Genomic DNA, 18,297 nt, shown 5'->3' on the forward strand with positions numbered 1-18,297 from the left:
GTTCGTATTCATTAATTGATGTAAAAATATCGGTTATATTTGTATAATTTAAGGATTATGAAAGACACTTTTTTTATATATAAAGATTTCGAAATTTACTCTGTCGAAGAATTAACTTGGAAGAAAGAAGTGCACAGGCATAATTTCTTTGAACTTTTATATATCGAATATGGTACAGGAAACCACATCTTAAATTCGATTCATCATAATTATAAAGAGCACGATATTTATTTGCTTACGCCAAAGGACTATCATTCTTTTAAAACATTAGCTCCTACAAAGTTTCATTGTTTGCGTTTCTTGCCTAATTTTTTTTCGAATAAAAAAGAAATTGAAGAAATAGAGAAGTTGTTTTATTACCATAATCTACTCAACGGAAATTTGATTTTTCTGGAAGATGATAAAGCTTTCTGCGAATTGGTTATTTTAAAAATATTAGATGAAGTAGCAAAGCAAAAAGGGCAGAACGAGATTATTATCAAGAGTTTGATGATGTCGCTTATTCAGATAATACGAAGGAATGCGAGTATAAACGAAGGCAATTTAAACATCCAAGCCACCGAGGTTTTAAAGATAGATACTATTTTGAGTTACATTCGTTCGAATATTGCAAATCCGCATTTGCTAAAGAAAAAAGAAATGGCAAGTCACTTTAATGTTTCTATAAATTACATTGGTGAATATTTTAAAAATCATCTAAATATTACTTTAAGAGATTATATTGAACAAACGAAACTGAAGGTGGTAACTGAAAAATTGAGCAAAAGTAATCTGACTTTTTCCGAGATTAGTAATGATTTAGGGTTTATCGATAGTAGCCATTTTAATAAATTCATCATGCGAAGTACAGGAATTTCTCCATCTGAATTTAGGAAGAGGTTGAGTGTTTAGGGGGTAAAGGTACAAAGGTGCAGAGGAACAAAGGTTTTTTGTAGAGGCGCACCGCAGTGCGTCTTTAGCATATAGTAAAGGAACGCGGATGATACGGATTTCCTAAAGGAAAGACGCGGATAAAAACTGATTTTTAAAATAATATAACTAAAAAAATAGTTTTTATCCGCGTTTTCGCCTAAGCGAATCTGTTTCATCTGCGTTCCATTTTTAGATAATCTAGGCAACTCAAAAACGAGATAAAAAAAACACCTTTAAACATTAAGCTTAAAGGTGTTTTTGAAATTTTATTTATTCTGATTCAGATTCTGTGCTGCTAGGATCTTTTTTGCGATATACCAGATAAAATACTTGTGGTAATACGGTTAAAGATAATATCATACAGGTTATTAATCCTCCTACAATCATAATTGCTAAAGGTTTCTGTACTTCTGATCCCATTCCTGTAGACAATGCTGCAGGTAATAATCCTAGGGATCCCATAAGTGCAATCATAACAATTGGACGAATTCGGGCGTAAATACCATTTGATATTGCATCTTTTAAGTGCATCTTGGCCTTCATATTTTCCTTTATGATTCCGATGAGGACAATACTATCAATTGCGCTGACTCCAAAGAGTATAATAAAACCTATTCCTGCCGATATACCAAATACAGTTCCGGTAATCCATAATGATAAGAACCCACCAATAAAGGCATAAGGCATTGCGCTTATAGCAACCATAGTGTCTTTAAAATTACCAAAGTTGAAATACAACAGACATAAAATCAAGATTAATACAACAGGTACAATCATAGCCAATTGTTTAGAAGCTCTTTCTTTACTTTCAAATTCTCCTGCCCATTTCATTATATTTTCCTTAGGTAGTTTAACCTCAGCAGCAACTTTTTTCTGTGCTTCATCAATTGTACTTCCTAAATCTCGTCCTTCGATACTAAAACCTACAGCAATGTAACGACTGTTTCCTTCACGATAGATGAATGTTGGCCCAGTTTTATACTCTACGGTAGCGATTTCTTTTAAAGGAACTTTTTTACCATTCATAGTCGGAATCAGGATATCTTCAATTTTCTCTTTCGAGTCACGATATTCTTTTTCGAATCGTAATGTAATATCAAATATCTTTTCGTCATCATAAAACTTGGTTGCTGCTTGTCCTCCAATTGTCATTCGGATTACCGCTTGCGCATCGGCTGTTGTTATAGCATAACGCGCCATTTTTTCGTCATCAAGTTGAATTCTTAATTCTGGTAATCCTATGTTTTTGTAAACATTGATATCTTCAATTCCTCTCACATCTTTGATAGATTTGGCAACTTTTGCAGCCATTTCTTCTAGTTGGAAAAGGTCATTTCCAAAAATCTTTATTACAAGCGGACTTTTTACACCTGCAACATATTCTTCGACATTATCTTGAATTGGCTGACTAAATCCAAAACCAATTCCGGGATATACATCGAGTTCTTTCTTAATCTCGGCGATTAGCTCTTCTTTGCTAATATTACGTTTCCATTCATCTTGATGTAATAATTCTATGTGTAATTCTATATTAAAGAATCCTGTTGGATCTGTACCATCATTAGGTCGTCCTGTTTGGGTAAGTACAAATTTCACCTCTTCAAATTTCCTTATTTTGGCTTTCATTTCTTTGGTTAACCTAACAGATTCATCAAGATTGATACTATTAGGCAAAGTTGCTCTTACGTAAATCGCTCCTTCGTTTAGCTTAGGAATAAATTCTGAACCATAAAATGCAAATTTTGCACAACATACAGCAAGTAATATTAAGAAACCATATAATGTTGCTTTACGATTACGTGTACTCCATTTAAATAACTTAAATAGGTTTTCTCTAAAGAAACGCGAAATCATATTCTCTTTCTCAACTATGTTTTTGGTCAACATTACTTTGCACATTGCTGGTACATAAGTAAGTGACAAAATCAAAGATCCTAATAGCGCATAACTTAAAGTAAAGGCTAGGGGAGAGAACATTTTTCCTTCCACTTTCGTGAAAGAGAAAATAGGCAATAGTGCTACAATCAAAATAATTAGTGCAAAGAATATATAAGTAGCTACACTACCCACACTTCTTTTTATAAGCCCCATTTTGCTCATACTATTAAAGCGTTCCATTCCCACTTTATGGGCTTTCTTTTCGAGGGACACAAAGACTTGCTCGACAATTACCAACGTTCCTTCTAGCAGAAGTCCAAAATCCAGAGCTCCCATAGATATTAAGTTGGCTGGTAATCCCTGAATACGCAGCATTATAATCGCAAACAAGAATGAAAGCGGAATAACTGATGCCACAATCAATGAGGTACGCCAGTTGTAAAGGAAAATAAACACAATTAGTGATACAAGTAATATCCCCTCGATAAGGTTTTTTGTAACTGTTTTTACTGTTGTATCTACTAATTTGGTACGGTCTATAAACGGAATAATTTTTACATTATCAGGAAGTACTCTTTCATTAAGTTCAACTAAACGATCCTTAAGTCTTTTTATAACTTCACCCGGATTTTCTCCACGTAACATAACTACAATGCCTTCTACAACATCGTCATCACCATCTAAACCTACTTGTCCTAATCTAGGTTTGGCTGAGATACTTACTTCGGCTACGTGTTTTACTAATATTGGCGATGAGCCTTTGGTTTCGATAAGGATATTACCAATGTCTTCTACTTTATTAATAAGACCAACTCCACGCACTACATAAGCCTGATCACCACGTTGTATAACATCTCCACCTACGTTTACGTTACTTTTAGAAACGGCTTCGTAAACATCTAATGCTGATAGGTTGTAATTTTCTAGCTGTGTAGGGTTAATTTTTATTTCGAAGATTTTCTCTTCTCCACCAAAACTTACCACATCGGCAACACCTGGCACAGATATTAGTTCTCTTTCGATTACCCAATCCTGAATGGCTTTTATTTCCTTTATAGGTAAATCACTTTTTATAACATATCTAAATATTTCTCCTGTTGCTCCGGATGGTGGTTCGATTTCTACATCGGCTCCTTCTGGTAAATCTAATCCGTTAAGGCGATTTGAGGCATATTGTTGTGCGTAAAAATCTTCGACATCATCATCAAATAATACGGTTACAACCGATAATCCGAAAAGCGAAATAGAACGTACTTCTGCTTTTTTAGGTATCGTATTCATTTGCTTGGAAATAGGAAGTGTGATAAATTTCTCTACTTCTTCGGCACTTCTTCCTGGCCATTGGGTAATTATTCTTGCCCGAGTATTGGTTACATCAGGAAAAGCTTCTATGGGGGTATGGATATAGCTTACTATACCAGCGACTAGTAGTACTGCTGTCAGGAAAAAAACTATAAGGGAGTTTTTTAGCGAGAAAGCGACTAAGCCTTGTACAAATTTTTTCATGTCTTGTATGGGTGTTTATCCGTTTTTATGGATGGTACTTAGTTTTTTAATCTTTCGTGTATTAACAGGTGGTTTTTAGTAATAATCATTTCACCTTCTTTAACCCCTTTATCAAAATAAATCCAGTTGTTATTTTTTATAGTAGGATTGATTTCTCTGGTTTCGATTGTACAATCATCTTTATAGATTAATATATAATCACGATTATTATCAAAAATGGCTGCTTTTGCAGGAACAGCTGCCAGCATTTCGCCACCTAAACTTTTATCGATAATGATATCTGCAGTCATTCCTGGTTTTAATTTTAAGTTCTTGTTTTCCATAACAATTCTAGCTTTAAGCACATGTTCATCGGCATCGAAAACTTTGGCAAGCATGGTAATTTTTCCTTTAAAGATTTCACCAGGATACGCAGGTGTAGTAACATCTACAAGCATATTCTCAGTAACATTTTTTAGGTTACTGGTATAAACATTTACCAATACCCAAATTTCTTTTAAGTCAGATATAGTAAAAAGAGGTTCGCTTCCTTCCGTTATTTGCATTCCTGGGCTAATGTTTTTAGCCACTACATAACCTTCTGTTGGTGCTTTTATCTGAAAAACGGCTCTTTCGCTACTAGCGCTAAACATAGCAAGATTTGCTCTTACGTTTTCAAGAGATGATTTTAAAACATCCAATTCGCTTTGCGCTTGCATTAAATCTTTTTGTGAAGCAATACCATCATCAAACATTGATTTTGTAGCTTGTAGTTGGCGTTGAGCAACAGATAATTGTGATTGTAATGATTTACTTTCTGATTGCATACCGTTAAGTTCTGTACTTTTTATCTCGGCAAGTACTTGCCCTTTTTTCACATAATCCCCCAACGAAAATGTAGTTTTGGTTATAATTCCTTCTACAAGGCTATTAAACTGCACTACATGATCGTTGTTATAGGTTATGTTTCCAGTAAGATTTATGGATTCACTAACGGCACGTTTTTGTACTGGCTCGATAGTGATTTTTTCTTTTAAGTCTTTGTCAATACAAAATTTTTCTTCTTTTGTATCTTTAATTGCTTCCTTTTTGCCACATCCGTAAACGAGCATTAATCCAAGTATAGGGAGTAAAATAAGTTTTTTCATTGTTATTATCTTTAAATAATTTGGGTTTAATTAATTTCCTGTCCTGCTATATAGCGCAGTTCTTCAAGGTTTTTATTAAGGTCTTTTTTAGAGTTTAATAGTATCGATTTGTTCTCTAAATAAGCATCTACAAAATCAAGGTATTCTAGCATACTTGTGTTTCGTTGCATGAAGTTTTTGCGGTAACTTTCTAATAGCTTTTCTAAATCTCCTTCATAAGCAGCATCTACGCTATCGTGTAGTTTTTTGGTAACTATTAAATCTTCATAGGCTTGTAATACTTCGGCTTGAACGCTTATCGTTTTCTCGTCGGTAAGTAATTTACCTTGTTCGATAGCTATTTTGGCAGCTTTTATATTTCCTTGATTTCTATTAAAAAATGGAAGATCAAGTGAGAATCCAACACCAACAAAATCATTCATCAAACTGGCACCACGGTCATAGCTAACGCCAAGGGTAACATCTGGTGTGCGCATTGCTTTTTCGTATTTGTACTTATTATCGTTATACTCATTTCCTAGTTTAAGGACTTTCATATCGGGTCTATTTTCTACAGCCGACGCCATAAGATTCCCTAGGTTTATATTGTCGATGTTTTTATTATCAGGAAGAAAACCATCTTCGGTAAGTTTGATGTAACTTGTTGCAGGAAGATTCATAAGAACTTTAAGTTCTTTTTGCAATGAGTTGTTTTCTTTTTTAAGATCACTAATCTCTTTTAAGAATTGTAGTTCGGTTGCTTTTAGCCTTATATATTCGCCTTTGCCAACATTTCCTTGTGCAACTTGATTACTATAAGCCTTAAGCAATGTTTGCATAGATGAAAGTTGTTTCTGGTAAACAGCTTCTTGAGCTTGTACAAGTTGTAAATCGGTAAGATTGCCTCTAAATTCGATTTTCAGATTGCGCAAAAAGGTTTTAAAGTATTCTTTGGCGATATCTACGCCCACTTTTTCCATGGCAATTAACTTTTTTCGTTTCCCAGCCGTTTGGATAAGTTGTTCTAGCTCAGCAGTTACTTGTGATGTAGTTCCGAAATTCCCCCATAATGGTGGTAACTCTTGAGCGGTAGCATTGTTCCAAAGATTTATCTCGCCAATAGTAAGAGTAGGGTTAGGCCATAATTTTGCCTGAATAACCTGAGCATCGGCAACGTCGATGTTCAGTTTTTCAGAAATAAGAGAAATATTCTTTTCCAGAAACAAAGCCTCGGCCTGTGGTCGGGAAAGAACAATCGTATCGTTTATTGTTGCAGTTTGTGCCACACCTTTGTGCGATACAATAACGAGTAGGGTTAAAATTATACGTTTCAAATTAAGTTATTTTAAGATGATGCAAAGCTACTTGCGCCATATTAAACGATAATTTGATGTATGTTATAAAGAGATTAGAGCAACATTAGAAAACGATTAGAGTGGCGGAAATAACAATGTAACCGTTGTGCCTACGTCTTTTTTTGAAGTAATTGTAAAATGAATGTTGTTTTGCTTAAAGATAATATTAGCAAGCGAAAGCCCAACGCCGCTACCTTTTATATTATTTACATTTTTGCCTCTGTAAAAAGTTTGTTTGATAAATTTTAAGTCGTCTTCGCTAATACCAGTTCCGTGGTCCTCGATTACTATTTTTAATTGATCTTCTTGTTGTAACAAACTTATTTTTATAGGATTGCCATTTGAGTATTTCACGGCATTTTCGATAATATTGTACAGAGCGATTTTTATTTCGTTACTATTTCCTCTTATCGAAAGTAGTTTGTCATTCTCAATCTCTAGTGCAATTCGTATTTGAGAACCTTTTAATTGATATACATCTGGCAATTGGTCGTTAATATCCCAAACCAATTCATCGACTCTAAAGATTTCATTAAGCTCTGTATTATCTCTTAATCCCGAAAGCATCATAAGAGTATTCAGCGTATCTTCTATCTGATAAACATTTTCTAATACTTTTTCGGACATTTCTTTATATTCGGCACTTGTTCTTTCTTTTTGAGCAAACACTTCAAGATTTCCAGATATAGCAGTTAATGGCGTTTTAAATTCGTGAGAAACATAATTAATGAAGTTTTTCTGGATTACAAATGTATCCGATAATCGCTTAAATAAGTTATTATAGGTTTCTATAAGTTCTTGTATTTCATCCTTGGTATTAGGAGAAATAATTTGCCTGTCTAGAGATGAAGCTTCGATTTCATTTACCTGATTTACAATGTTTTTTATAGGGCTGTATGCAAGATTGGATAGTTTGCGACTTACCATATATATTATAAATAGTCCGATGATTAAAACCAAAATCATGATAATAAGTAATCGGTTTGTAATAGTCTTGAATTCGACATCGTTTTTCTTGACAAAAACAACAAAATCTCCTTGATTGTCATGGTAATAACTCCCGAAATAAAAATGATGATTTGATTTAAAACTCAGCTTTCTATTTTTTCGGATATAATCCAGTTTTTCAGTGTTTATGTTTATGTCATTTTGTTTGTCGCCGTATACAATCTGATTTTCTTTGTTATAAACACGAGTCACTATTTCCAGAGAGTTTTCTCTGAATTGCTGTCCGATAATTAAATGTTGATTTTCGGGCAATTCATCTTTCTCTAAATAGAAAATACCAGTTAGCAAACACGTTTTTTGAAGTTCATTATACATTATCTTTTCTGAATAGCTGTAAAAAGAAAGGTATGTTATAATCGAAGCAATTATAAATACAATGCTAAACGTGAAAGAGGATATTAATGTAAATCGGTTACGTATTTTCATGGTTATTCTTTAATCATATATCCCGTTCCTTTTATGGTATGGATAAATTTATGGTTTTGCTCAATTTTGTTCCTTAAATAAGAAATATATACATCGACAACATTGGTGTTATTATCATAATTAATTCCCCAAACAGCATTTAATATTTGGGTTCTGGACATTACTTTATTTCTGTTTTCTAATAAAAATAATAGTAGTTTGTATTCTCTTGGCGATAAATCGATAGGTTGGTCATTCTCGGTAACTTTATGTTCCTCGGGATTTATGGTTAAGCTCCCACAAGTATATAATGTTTCGACTTTATCGTAGTTAAATTTTGTTCTTCGCGTAAGCGCATTAACTCTCGAGATTAATTCCTGAAAATGAAAGGGTTTTACGAGATAATCATCGGCACCAGAATCTAATGCATTTACTTTATCATCGGTATTACTAAGTGCGCTAAGCATTAATATGGGAGTATGAATTTTTTTGAAACGCATTAATTTAGTCAACTGAATACCGTCAATACCCGGAAGCATAATATCCATTAAGATAATATCCCAAGTGTTGTCTTGTATCAAGTCACGGGCAATCTCGCCAGTTTCGGCAAGATGCACGGTAAAATTGTTTTCTTCTAACCCTTTTACTATAAATTCGCTTATGCGTTTATCGTCCTCAATGAGTAAAACATTCATATAATAGTAGTTTCTTGTATTTATTCTAATTACAAAGATTGCGTTAAGATGGGACGCGGATAACGCTGATTTACTAACGTAAAGACGCGGAAAAAAAACTGATTTTTTAAATTATGTAAAGATGAAAATCTGTGTTTTTCCATGTTTCCGCTTTGGCGAATCCGCGTTATCCGCGTTTCATTTTAGACAACGCTTCTCATAAGTCATTTTAAAATGATTATCAAAAATAACACTTAATTACGGGAATCTACTATTAAAACGGAAGGTTATAAAACGGAACAGGGTATTTTAATATTTTGTTATGAAACAGAAATCTGAAATAATTAATATCAATTCGTAAATTAGCGGCGATATAAATACATTCGGATGACAGTACTTACATTTACCCTGATTATGCTTTTTGGTGCTTTTTTAGCAGGTTTCATAGGTTCATTATCAGGTTTAGGCGGCGGAATAATAATTATACCATTATTAACAGTCATTCTGGGAGTCGACATACATTACGCCATTGGTGCGGCTCTTGTTTCGGTAATTGCAACTTCATCTGGTTCTGCCGCAGCTTATGTAAGGGAAGGAATTACCAATATGCGTTTGGGAATTTTCCTCGAGATAGCAACTACTATTGGGGCTGTTGGAGGCGCATTACTTTCTACAATTGCACCAACTTCTTTTATCGCCGTTTTATTCGGACTTACATTAATCTTTTCGGCTATTAATTCTTTAAGAAAAAAAGAAGAACATATTGTTTTAGAATCAAGTCCATTAGCAAAAAAACTACATCTGGAAGGAACTTATCCTTCGCACGATGGTGAGGTTATTAGCTACGGAACTAAAAACGTTGTTGGCGGATTTAGTATGATGGGAATTGCTGGTATGATGTCGGGATTGCTAGGGATAGGTTCTGGTGCTTTTAAGGTAATTGCAATGGATAATATTATGCGAATTCCGTTTAAGGTTTCTACTACAACTAGTAATTTTATGATGGGAGTTACAGCAATGGCAAGTTCTGTAATATATATCCAAAAAGGGTATATAGAACCAGGAATATGTATGCCAGTTGTTATAGGTGTATTATTTGGAGCTATGGCTGGAGCCAAAGTATTAGTAAAAACAAATCCTAAAAAGCTTCGTATCTTTTTTGCCTGTCTGATTTTTGTACTTGCAATAAATATGATTTATAACGGAATTAATGGAAAAATCTAAGGTTATGACACATGAAAAATTTGGAGAAAAAGATTTTCAGACCATTATAGGTAATTTATTGCGCTACGGAGTATGGGTTTCTTTATCGGTAGCTTTTATTGGCGGAATTGTTTATTTGATGCATCACGGCAATGATATCGAAGATTATTCGGTATTTAAAGAAAACGACAGAAATATCTTCGAAGTAATTACAGCGATTTATAACGGAGTTATTCAGGGAAACGGAGAATCGATAATATTTTTTGGAGTAATACTACTTTTTCTTACCCCAGTATTGCGTGTATTATTGTCGCTATTTTCTTTTTTACTAGAAAAAGATTATCTGTATGTAGTAATCACTTTAATTGTAATTTTTATAATTCTGGTAAGTGTTTCATTAGGGTTTTCTCATTGATGGTTGAGGTGGAGTAGATGAACTGAATATAGATATAAAACTTACTTCGCAATTTCAATTTTAAGTAATTCATTATCGATTTTTCGATATGTTATTCGAACTTTTAATCCATTTTTTATAATATCGTCATTGGTATTGCTATAGGTATTAAAACGCCCCAATAGTTGATTACTATAACTAAATTTTACGGAGTCAACGTTAAAAGATTCATAAGTAATGGAAGCAAGTTTTTTTTGTACGAATGTGCGATTAAAGTTAGAAAGCACACCTTCGACTTTTCCAACTTGTTCAGAAGCTAAACTTTCACGAATTCTCTCATCACTATTATCTATTGTATAGAGTTTTAAATAAATGAGTATAAAACTTGATAGAACAAATAAAAAACCGATTGACCATAATAGAATGGATTTTTCGTAGTCTTCATTTTGCTTTTTTAGTTTTTTTATTAGAAGCCAAACTATCATTGTGATGATTGCTATATATAGAAATACATCAAATGTTTTAATTGAGTTTGATGGTAAATCTAATACAGACCAATAGGTATAATAATTCAAGATAACTCAAGATTTGATTCAACTAAAGGTTCTGTAGTTTTAAATTGTTTCTCGTTATTTTCTACTTCAACAAGTAATGGTTCCACACTTGAATAATTTTTAATAATTTTTACAGTAATTAAAGCGAGAGAAATTCCGATAATATTTGATACTATACTTGCAATTGTGATATTAATTAACTCTCCAATACTATTTGCCGGGTATCTATAAATAATTTGTCCTAATATGTTATTTACAATCCAAAGTGTCCACCATGGAGTTAATAAACTGGTTGTAAAATTATCACTGACTTTTATCCCTTTTTCTATCAAAAAAGATTTTGTTTCTTCATACAATTCCCTCATTATTTGTACAGGTCTGTAAAGAGAAATAATTGGGACAAACCAACTTCCTGCAGCCCAACCTTCAGAATGAGATAAATATTCGACTTTTAAGTGAAGATTATAGTAGGCACGCCTAAACCATTGGATAAAAGTTACTGCAGAAATAATATAAACAATCAAATATATGTATGCAATAGTTTGTTCTGTAGTATCATTTGCAATTGCTTCATCTGTAGTTATAGAACCCCCATTTATAGCAGTTTGTAGTAAATTATATTGAAAACATTTAGAAATTAATGCTACTAATTCAATTGCCATAACAATCCATATTAATAGCATTGCATTTTTAGCTCTTTGTCCGTTAGGTCTTAATTCTTCCATTTCTCTATAATTTCCGTTTTGCTTTTTAGCGCAGCGAATATATTCTTTTTTGTACTATAATTACTAATTAAATTTATTTGATATTCAAATTTATGTTTTGGAATAGTTTGATTTTAGATAATCTTGTCATTCTGATGAAAGAAGAATCTCCGTAAGAAACTATATAACCTTTGTCGAGCTACTTGATGAGACCCTTCCTTCGTCAGGGTGACAAGTTTGAGGCTGTTTTGAGATTAATTGATATAACACATTACAAACATTGCCTACGGTTTCAACCGTAGGAGTGTAATGTATAATCGCAATTGGTATCACACGGTTGAAACCGTAAGCTATGGCCTCATGCCTTTGTGTTTATTTTTGATAAATAAGATTTCTTTGTTACTAATATCTATCCCATTGGCGTACAAACCTCAATCAAGAAACCATCGATATCTCTGATATAAGCAACAGTTTGTTCCCAAGGTTTTTGTTTTGCTTCTTGCAAAATAGTAGCGCCAGCTTCTTTAGATTTTATAAGAATTTCATTTACATTATCGGTTATAAAACCCAATTCGGTAGCAAAAGGTTTATTGGCTAAATCACTTTCGATAAAACCGTCTTTTAAATTAGAATTAGCCAATTCTTTTGAAGCAAATGAAATTGTAGTTTCTCCTGTACTAAGTTCTCCGTAATCATTTTCGGGAGTCACAAATTTTCTCGTAAAACCAAATGCATTTTCATAAAATGAAATAGATTTACTTACGTCGTTAACGTATAATATTGTATAGCCGAATTTTACCATTTTTGAGTTTGTTTAATTATTTGTTTTTATAATAACGTGTTAGTAGTATAACTCATTAAATTTTATTAAACACATAGAAACATAGGTTTCATGCGTAAAATAGAACTCAAAAAGAAATACATTTCCTTCACATAGCTAGCTCTAACTCTGTATTTTTTAAATAAGTGAAACGTTTTTTTTGAGAAAACAAAATCTATGTTTCTATGTGTTGAAATTAATTATAAATAGCAGATTTATTATTAATAATCTCAATATTTATAAAATTAAAAGGTTCGACGAAATAGAAGCAAAGTATTTTGTATTGAACGAAAATACAAATAAAAACAAGCTCCTATCTCGCCAAACCTAAAATTATTTACATATTAATTTGCTACTTTACTCGTCCATTCTGTTCCGCTAATATCGGTGAGAGTTAACGTGTAATTGGTGTTTTTTTGCAATTGATAATTCGTTAAATCAATATTCAAGATTGCTTTCGCGCCAAGCGGAATTATTAAACTGTGTTTGCCAGGTTTTACTTTGGTGACATATTTGTTGGCTATATCTTTTTTAGGGAATTTAGCTAAATTTTCGCCTTTAAAATCGAAGATTATTTCTCCTTGCTCATTTTTTAGCTGAATACCAATTAAAAACGAACCGTAAACATCAACGCCTTCTGTGCGATATATCTGGAATTGTAAAGCTTCATTTTTTATAGTTGCGTCGCTAATTTCGACTTTTGGTTTTACCGATTTGTTATGCAGTTTTCCGAATACTCCACCATGAAAATATTGGTTAGTATACAGAGTAAGCGAGAATATAAGTAGGGAAATAACAAGAACTACGGGTTTAAGATTGGTAATAGGAAGACTTCCTGAACCAAGCCAAGAGAACCATTTTGTTTTGGTGAATGCATAATTCTTGTTCATGAAATAATTGTCTAGAGAATATGAACCGCTTCCGCTTAAAAATAGCGTAAAACCACAAGCAATTCCTAATACACCAATTTGCCATTCGTCTAAACAAGTGGTGCCTATCCAACCAGAGCCTAGCAAAATACCCATGGCCAAACTAAAGACTCCAACACTCATTAATCGGGTAAAGAATCCTAACATAATTAGTAATCCTACAATGGCTTCGATAATGGTAAAACTAACCATAGACCACCAAAGGGCTTCTGGATTTGTAACTAAGTATTCGATTATAGGTTTTATTCCTAAGGCATTCGGGAGGAAATGATTGAATTTTTCGCCAATATATCCTGCTTCATCTTGAATTAATTTGTTCTCGAGAATTAATCTTCGCCAGAAAGCCGAGAAGTATGTCCAGCCAATAACTAGCCTAATAGAAAGCGTAAAAAGACCAGCCAAATTGTATGACTGATTCGAATGAATATTTTTCATAAGTGTATATTTTAATTTTAAAAAACGATTGTAAATAAAATGCGACTGTTCTGGATTATGCCAAATCGGATTTTAATCGTTTATACAAAATATACAAAGGGGGAGTGTTTACAGCAGCTACATTTATATAAATGTGTTTTTTGTGTAATGCTGTTGCTAATAAAATTTGATTTTGAGAAACAGAAACTGGTAAAACAGGAATTTGTTTCTGGAGTTTGGTAACGCTACTTTCAGACTGATTAACGCTCGATTCTTGTACTTCGCAATAAGAAACTCCTGTTTGGGTAGTTTGGTTCTTATTAAGCGTCTGGAAGTATTCTAAATCAAAAACAGAAAACAAAGAACTTTTTACCGAACACGGAGCAAGTGCAAATACTACTGCAAGTAGTATCACGACAAGTCGTATGTTTTTTCGGTAGGTTCTTTTATTTTTCATATTTTTCAAAGATATGCTTTTGTTTTGCTTTTTTATGAATAGAGGAATATTTTGTTGGATTGCTTCTTGCTAAAGCATAATATTATTAAGTAAAAAACTCTTTAAATACTGTACTGAATATATCTCTCGCAAAGACGCAAAGACACAGAGAAATTATGGGTAATTTGGCGACTTGGTGTCTTTGCGTGAAAAAAATTACTCCGAAAATTTAATGGCATTGACTTAAAACTTAAAGTAATCCAAAAGATTTTTTTTATAATTGGGTTTCATGAAAAAGTAAATATCCATTTTTTAAATCTACAAAATAAATTGAACTTATGTCATTTGGAGATGAAAAAGCAGTGAAACCTATTTTTGGTTTAAACCAAGAAGGGGCATCATTTGGTAAATCAATTTCTGAGGTGTGAACTTTTAAATCATTTATTTTGATGAATTCCTCTATCCATTCCTGAGTTGCATACAGTTCCATATACATTTTATATTCTAGTGTAAAATGAGCAGATTGCCAATATTGCCCTTTAAGAATCTTCACATCCTTTTCGGGTTCGCGCCCTGACCATAATTGATATACTTCATTTGGGTCATCGGAATTCTTCTCTATACAAGAAGTAAACAGAAAGGAGAATAGAATAATTGCAATATAAAATGAACGACTTGATTTCATGGAGCTAGTTTATATATTGTTATTTTATTGAATCGCCTTAAAATTACTTTTTGATTAATTAAATGACTTACAATTTGTGAATGTATTTTTCACTTCTAATTCCTTTCTAAACTCTGTAGGTAATATTAACTTTATTTCGCAAAAATCCTTAACCTCATACAATTGTGTATCAGGATTTAATATAATAGCTTTTGAGGAAGAATAATCAGAATTATAAAACCATACATTAGCTTGTTCATCTACGTATAAGCACCAATAATGGTAAGGACTAAAGGTTTTATTTAATTCTTGTTGAAATAATATTTTATTATGAAAGTCTGTTATTGCAAATATTATAGATTCATCCTTAAATTGCTTTAAGACTATTTTTTTAGTTTTAAGATCTCGTTGAAAAACAGAATATATTCCTGGTTTATTGATGAATCCTGATTTAATCTGTTGTCTTTTTAGTTCGGATTCATTGCATGATACAAAGAGTAGAAATATTAGAAATAAGAGGATTCTTTTCATTTATTTAATTAAAATTTTTCTCAGATAATTATAGATTATGCGATTCTCTCAATATATTCTCAACCATCTCTTTAGCTTTTTCTAATGTTATTCCGTTTTCTTGGTCGATAGTTAGCGGATGATTTTCTTCGATACATTTAATCTCAGGGATAAATCCGAGTTCTTGTTCGATGGCAATTGTTTTTAAGCTTAACGTTTCTCCGTAATTAGGAACCATGGTTTGTAACCAACCGAAATAAGGTTCTTGTTTGGTTCGGTTTTCGTCTTCCCATAAATTTATTCTGATTTCAAAATTCTCAGGGCTTATAGATGTCCAGATATCAAATGCAAAATCTTCATAATGGTCAATTATCGGAATTGTTAATCTGCCACGGTGAAAAAAATATGTATCATCGATAACACATAAACTTTCTTCGAGTTGAATTCTTTGTTCTCTTTCTTCTGGAGGAACAGAGAAATAATAGTCAGGATAATCGGAACCAAAACAAAGCGGAAGCTCATTGTAAACAACATCACAACATTCGCATTTATAAGCTGTTTTGTTTGTTTCGGGATTTAAAAAGGGGATTAATTTCAATTTGTATGCTGTTAAGTTTTATTATGTTTAAAGAATATTAGCGTTTTTCAATTGATAAAGGTTTTGGCTTTGTTTGATAATAGCTAAAAATCTCTTTTATTTCATTTTTAGTTAAAATTTTGCAATCAACTGTAGCTATAGCTTCTTTCTCATCCATCATTGAACGCATTAAGATTAATTGGAAAACTTCTGTTTTTTTATTTAGTGTAATTTCATTTCCTTCTTTTGAAATAAATTTTTCATAAGCATCCAGCATTTCCATCCAAATATTAATTTCGTTATCTGGATTTCTATCCCGTTTAAAATTTGTTATGGTTTCTTCTAAACTTATAGGCAACACATCAGCAAGGGAAGATTGAATTTTTTTTATTTTTTCAATCTGTTCTTCAGTTAATTCATTATGAACTATTGGGCCTAGTTGTATTTTACTAGGATCAATTTCCTGAACTTCATTTTCTTTTTTAGGTTTACAAGAATAAAATATCGTTGCAATTATTATTAGCGTTAATGCTAGTAGAATAAGTTTAGAATTCATATCGGGTTTTACTATTTATATTTGCTCTTAATCTTGTAACAGTATTGATCGCTCTTATCAATCCAATTGCAGCTTTTCCTGTCTCCATCTGAAAATTTTGTTCTTCACCATAAATATCTACAATTCGGAACATCGATAATTCAGGTTTATTTATTCGTCCTTTAAAATCTCCAAAAATTATATCGTCAATATCATCAAAATTAACTTCATGCAAAATTTCTCCTTCTTTTTCTAAAATTCGACGAGTTGTGATAATTGTTTTTGCTTTAGGAGTTTCAACTTCAAAAATAGGCAATTCATTATCCTCAAATGAAAAAGTATCATTTTTTAAATCGGTTGAAACTTTAGAATAAATCCACTCCTCAGGATTCATTACAGACCGATTTATTGCAGCTATTGTACGTTGTCTTATGGAGCTGTCTTTTTTCATTTTAAAAAATTACCTAATGGTACTATTATGATTAGCACTTAGCGAAGATATTAATTAAAAAGATAGGAGAGTTTCTGAAAAATACAGAATTTATTCAAAATTGAATGTGAAATTTGTAGTACATTTAAGTAAAGTTAAGATAGTCTGATAGTTAAGCAGAGTGTCTGAATTGATTAAATGGTTCTTTTTTATTCATCTAATTTTATTTAAAAATGAAAAACACCTTTCTTTTATTGATTCTGGCATTTAGTATTTCTAAAGTATGTGCTCAAAAATTCGAATTATCAAAAACAATTCCTGTTGCTGGCGATGGAGGTTGGGATTACCTTGCTGTTGATGAGGTTGCGCAACATTTGTTTGTTTCTCATGGCAATGTAGTAAATGTTATCGATTTAAAATCGGATAAAACGATTGCTACAATTCCAGATACAAAAGGTGTACACGGAATTGCAATAGCCAATAATCTGAATAAAGCTTTTATAACCGATGGTAAAGATAATGCGGTTACGATTATCAATCTTACAACATTTGAGTTTATCGAAAAAGTAAAAATTGAAGGCGTTAAACCCGATGCTGTTTTATACGACCAATTTTCTAATAAAGTTTTTGTTTATAATGCCAAAAGTAATGATGCGACAGTTCTGGATGCTACTACAAATAAAATAATCAAGACTATTCCGCTAGACGGAAATCCTGAATTTTCGGTGACAAATAACAAGGGTTTGGTTTATGTAAATATTGAAGACAAAAGCCTCATACAGGTTATCGATACCAAAACGCTTAAAGTTGTACATACATGGAATATCGCTCCAGGCGAAGAACCAACAGGATTAGCATTTGATACTGTTAATAATAGATTATTCTCTGTTTGTGCCAACAAATTATTAATTGTTACAGATGCTATTACAGGAAAAATAATAAAAAAACTTCCTATAGGAGATGGGGCCGATGGTGTTGCATTTGATGCTAATAAAAAACTCATTTTTAGCTCTAACGGCGAAGGAACGCTTACCGTTATTAAAGAAGACAGTAAAGATGCTTTTTCGGTATTAGAAACCGTTAAAACACAAAAAGGCGCCAGAACAATTGCATTGAATAAAACTACAGGACAGTTGTATATGACTACAGCCGATTATGGAAAAACTCCCGAGGCAACAAAAGAGAACCCTAATCCTCGTCCTGCAATAATGCCAGATTCTTTTAGAGTTTTGGTAATGAAACAAATATAAAAAGAACGAACCTTTTTTTTGAAACATTCAGAA

At 32.4% G+C, this 18,297-nt stretch carries 19 protein-coding genes; 4 read left to right on the forward strand and 15 right to left on the reverse strand.

The features are described from left to right. The first annotated feature begins 57 nt into the window (after nt 1-57). Nucleotides 58-891: a helix-turn-helix domain-containing protein gene (locus tag IW20_RS12470; protein ID WP_035622710.1), complete on the forward strand. Its 834-nt coding sequence runs from the start codon at nt 58-60 to the stop codon at nt 889-891. A 291-nt stretch (nt 892-1,182) separates the two neighbouring features. Here IW20_RS12470 and IW20_RS12475 read toward each other — a convergent pair whose 3' ends face one another. From IW20_RS12475 to IW20_RS12495, 5 genes are all read right to left on the reverse strand, one after another. After that, complete coding sequence (locus IW20_RS12475; protein ID WP_035622712.1) at nt 1,183-4,296, reverse strand: efflux RND transporter permease subunit; 3,114 nt, start codon at nt 4,294-4,296, stop codon at nt 1,183-1,185. 38 nt (nt 4,297-4,334) lie between these two features. Further along, complete coding sequence (locus IW20_RS12480) at nt 4,335-5,423, reverse strand: efflux RND transporter periplasmic adaptor subunit (protein ID WP_035622714.1); 1,089 nt, start codon at nt 5,421-5,423, stop codon at nt 4,335-4,337. Nucleotides 5,424-5,449: 26 nt separating this feature from the next. Further along, nucleotides 5,450-6,736 carry a TolC family protein gene (locus IW20_RS12485; protein WP_035622716.1) on the reverse strand — a complete coding sequence of 429 codons (1,287 nt, stop codon included), beginning with the start codon at nt 6,734-6,736 and terminating at the stop codon, nt 5,450-5,452. Nucleotides 6,737-6,832: 96 nt separating this feature from the next. After that, the gene (locus IW20_RS12490; protein ID WP_035622718.1) at nt 6,833-8,191 is read right to left on the reverse strand and encodes a sensor histidine kinase; all 1,359 of its coding nucleotides are present in this window, start codon (nt 8,189-8,191) and stop codon (nt 6,833-6,835) included. Between the two features lie 2 nt (nt 8,192-8,193). Next, nucleotides 8,194-8,865 carry a response regulator transcription factor gene (locus IW20_RS12495; RefSeq protein WP_035622722.1) on the reverse strand — a complete coding sequence of 224 codons (672 nt, stop codon included), beginning with the start codon at nt 8,863-8,865 and terminating at the stop codon, nt 8,194-8,196. A gap of 366 nt (nt 8,866-9,231) precedes the next feature. On the opposite strand from IW20_RS12495, the gene IW20_RS12500 reads away from it, so the two are divergent. Then, on the forward strand, nt 9,232-10,068 hold the full coding sequence (locus IW20_RS12500; protein WP_035622725.1) for a sulfite exporter TauE/SafE family protein: 837 nt from the start codon (nt 9,232-9,234) through the stop codon (nt 10,066-10,068). Beyond that, nucleotides 10,055-10,462, forward strand: coding sequence for a DUF1634 domain-containing protein (locus tag IW20_RS12505; RefSeq protein WP_081912479.1), 408 nt, complete (start codon nt 10,055-10,057; stop codon nt 10,460-10,462). Before IW20_RS12500 ends, IW20_RS12505 begins: the two co-directional genes overlap by 14 nt. Nucleotides 10,463-10,503: 41 nt before the next feature. Here the strand turns inward: IW20_RS12505 and IW20_RS12510 are convergent, their stop codons facing one another. The 10 genes from IW20_RS12510 to IW20_RS12555 form a co-directional block, all read right to left on the reverse strand. Beyond that, nucleotides 10,504-11,016, reverse strand: coding sequence for a hypothetical protein (locus IW20_RS12510; protein WP_123869562.1), 513 nt, complete (start codon nt 11,014-11,016; stop codon nt 10,504-10,506). Beyond that, nucleotides 11,013-11,720 (reverse strand): DUF4328 domain-containing protein, encoded by a 708-nt coding sequence (locus IW20_RS12515; RefSeq protein WP_051885730.1) that lies wholly within the window; start codon nt 11,718-11,720, stop codon nt 11,013-11,015. The genes IW20_RS12510 and IW20_RS12515 overlap by 4 nt, the downstream gene beginning before the upstream one ends. Nucleotides 11,721-12,108: 388 nt before the next feature. After that, a complete protein-coding gene (locus IW20_RS12520) occupies nt 12,109-12,501 on the reverse strand; it encodes a VOC family protein (RefSeq protein WP_035622730.1) in 393 nt (130 codons plus the stop codon). A 362-nt stretch (nt 12,502-12,863) separates the two neighbouring features. Next, the gene (locus tag IW20_RS12525) at nt 12,864-13,883 is read right to left on the reverse strand and encodes a TQO small subunit DoxD (protein WP_035622734.1); all 1,020 of its coding nucleotides are present in this window, start codon (nt 13,881-13,883) and stop codon (nt 12,864-12,866) included. Nucleotides 13,884-13,938: 55 nt separating this feature from the next. Continuing rightward, complete coding sequence (locus IW20_RS12530) at nt 13,939-14,319, reverse strand: hypothetical protein (protein ID WP_035622737.1); 381 nt, start codon at nt 14,317-14,319, stop codon at nt 13,939-13,941. Between the two features lie 253 nt (nt 14,320-14,572). Then, nucleotides 14,573-14,983, reverse strand: coding sequence for a hypothetical protein (locus IW20_RS12535; protein ID WP_035622738.1), 411 nt, complete (start codon nt 14,981-14,983; stop codon nt 14,573-14,575). A 54-nt stretch (nt 14,984-15,037) separates the two neighbouring features. After that, nucleotides 15,038-15,493, reverse strand: a complete 456-nt coding sequence (locus tag IW20_RS12540; protein ID WP_035622739.1) for a hypothetical protein — start codon at nt 15,491-15,493, stop codon at nt 15,038-15,040. 28 nt (nt 15,494-15,521) lie between these two features. Then, on the reverse strand, nt 15,522-16,070 hold the full coding sequence (locus IW20_RS12545) for a DUF2199 domain-containing protein (protein ID WP_081912480.1): 549 nt from the start codon (nt 16,068-16,070) through the stop codon (nt 15,522-15,524). A 37-nt stretch (nt 16,071-16,107) separates the two neighbouring features. Beyond that, nucleotides 16,108-16,605 (reverse strand): hypothetical protein, encoded by a 498-nt coding sequence (locus IW20_RS12550; RefSeq protein ID WP_035622740.1) that lies wholly within the window; start codon nt 16,603-16,605, stop codon nt 16,108-16,110. Continuing rightward, nucleotides 16,595-17,035, reverse strand: a complete 441-nt coding sequence (locus tag IW20_RS12555; RefSeq protein ID WP_035622742.1) for a hypothetical protein — start codon at nt 17,033-17,035, stop codon at nt 16,595-16,597. The genes IW20_RS12550 and IW20_RS12555 overlap by 11 nt, the downstream gene beginning before the upstream one ends. A 212-nt stretch (nt 17,036-17,247) precedes the next feature. Here IW20_RS12555 and IW20_RS12560 point away from each other — a divergent pair, with 212 nt between their 5' ends. Continuing rightward, nucleotides 17,248-18,264, forward strand: coding sequence for a YncE family protein (locus IW20_RS12560; RefSeq protein ID WP_035622744.1), 1,017 nt, complete (start codon nt 17,248-17,250; stop codon nt 18,262-18,264). Nucleotides 18,265-18,297 lie beyond the last annotated feature (33 nt).

It is taken from the genome of Flavobacterium hydatis, from assembly GCF_000737695.1.
Lineage (GTDB): Bacteria > Bacteroidota > Bacteroidia > Flavobacteriales > Flavobacteriaceae > Flavobacterium > Flavobacterium hydatis.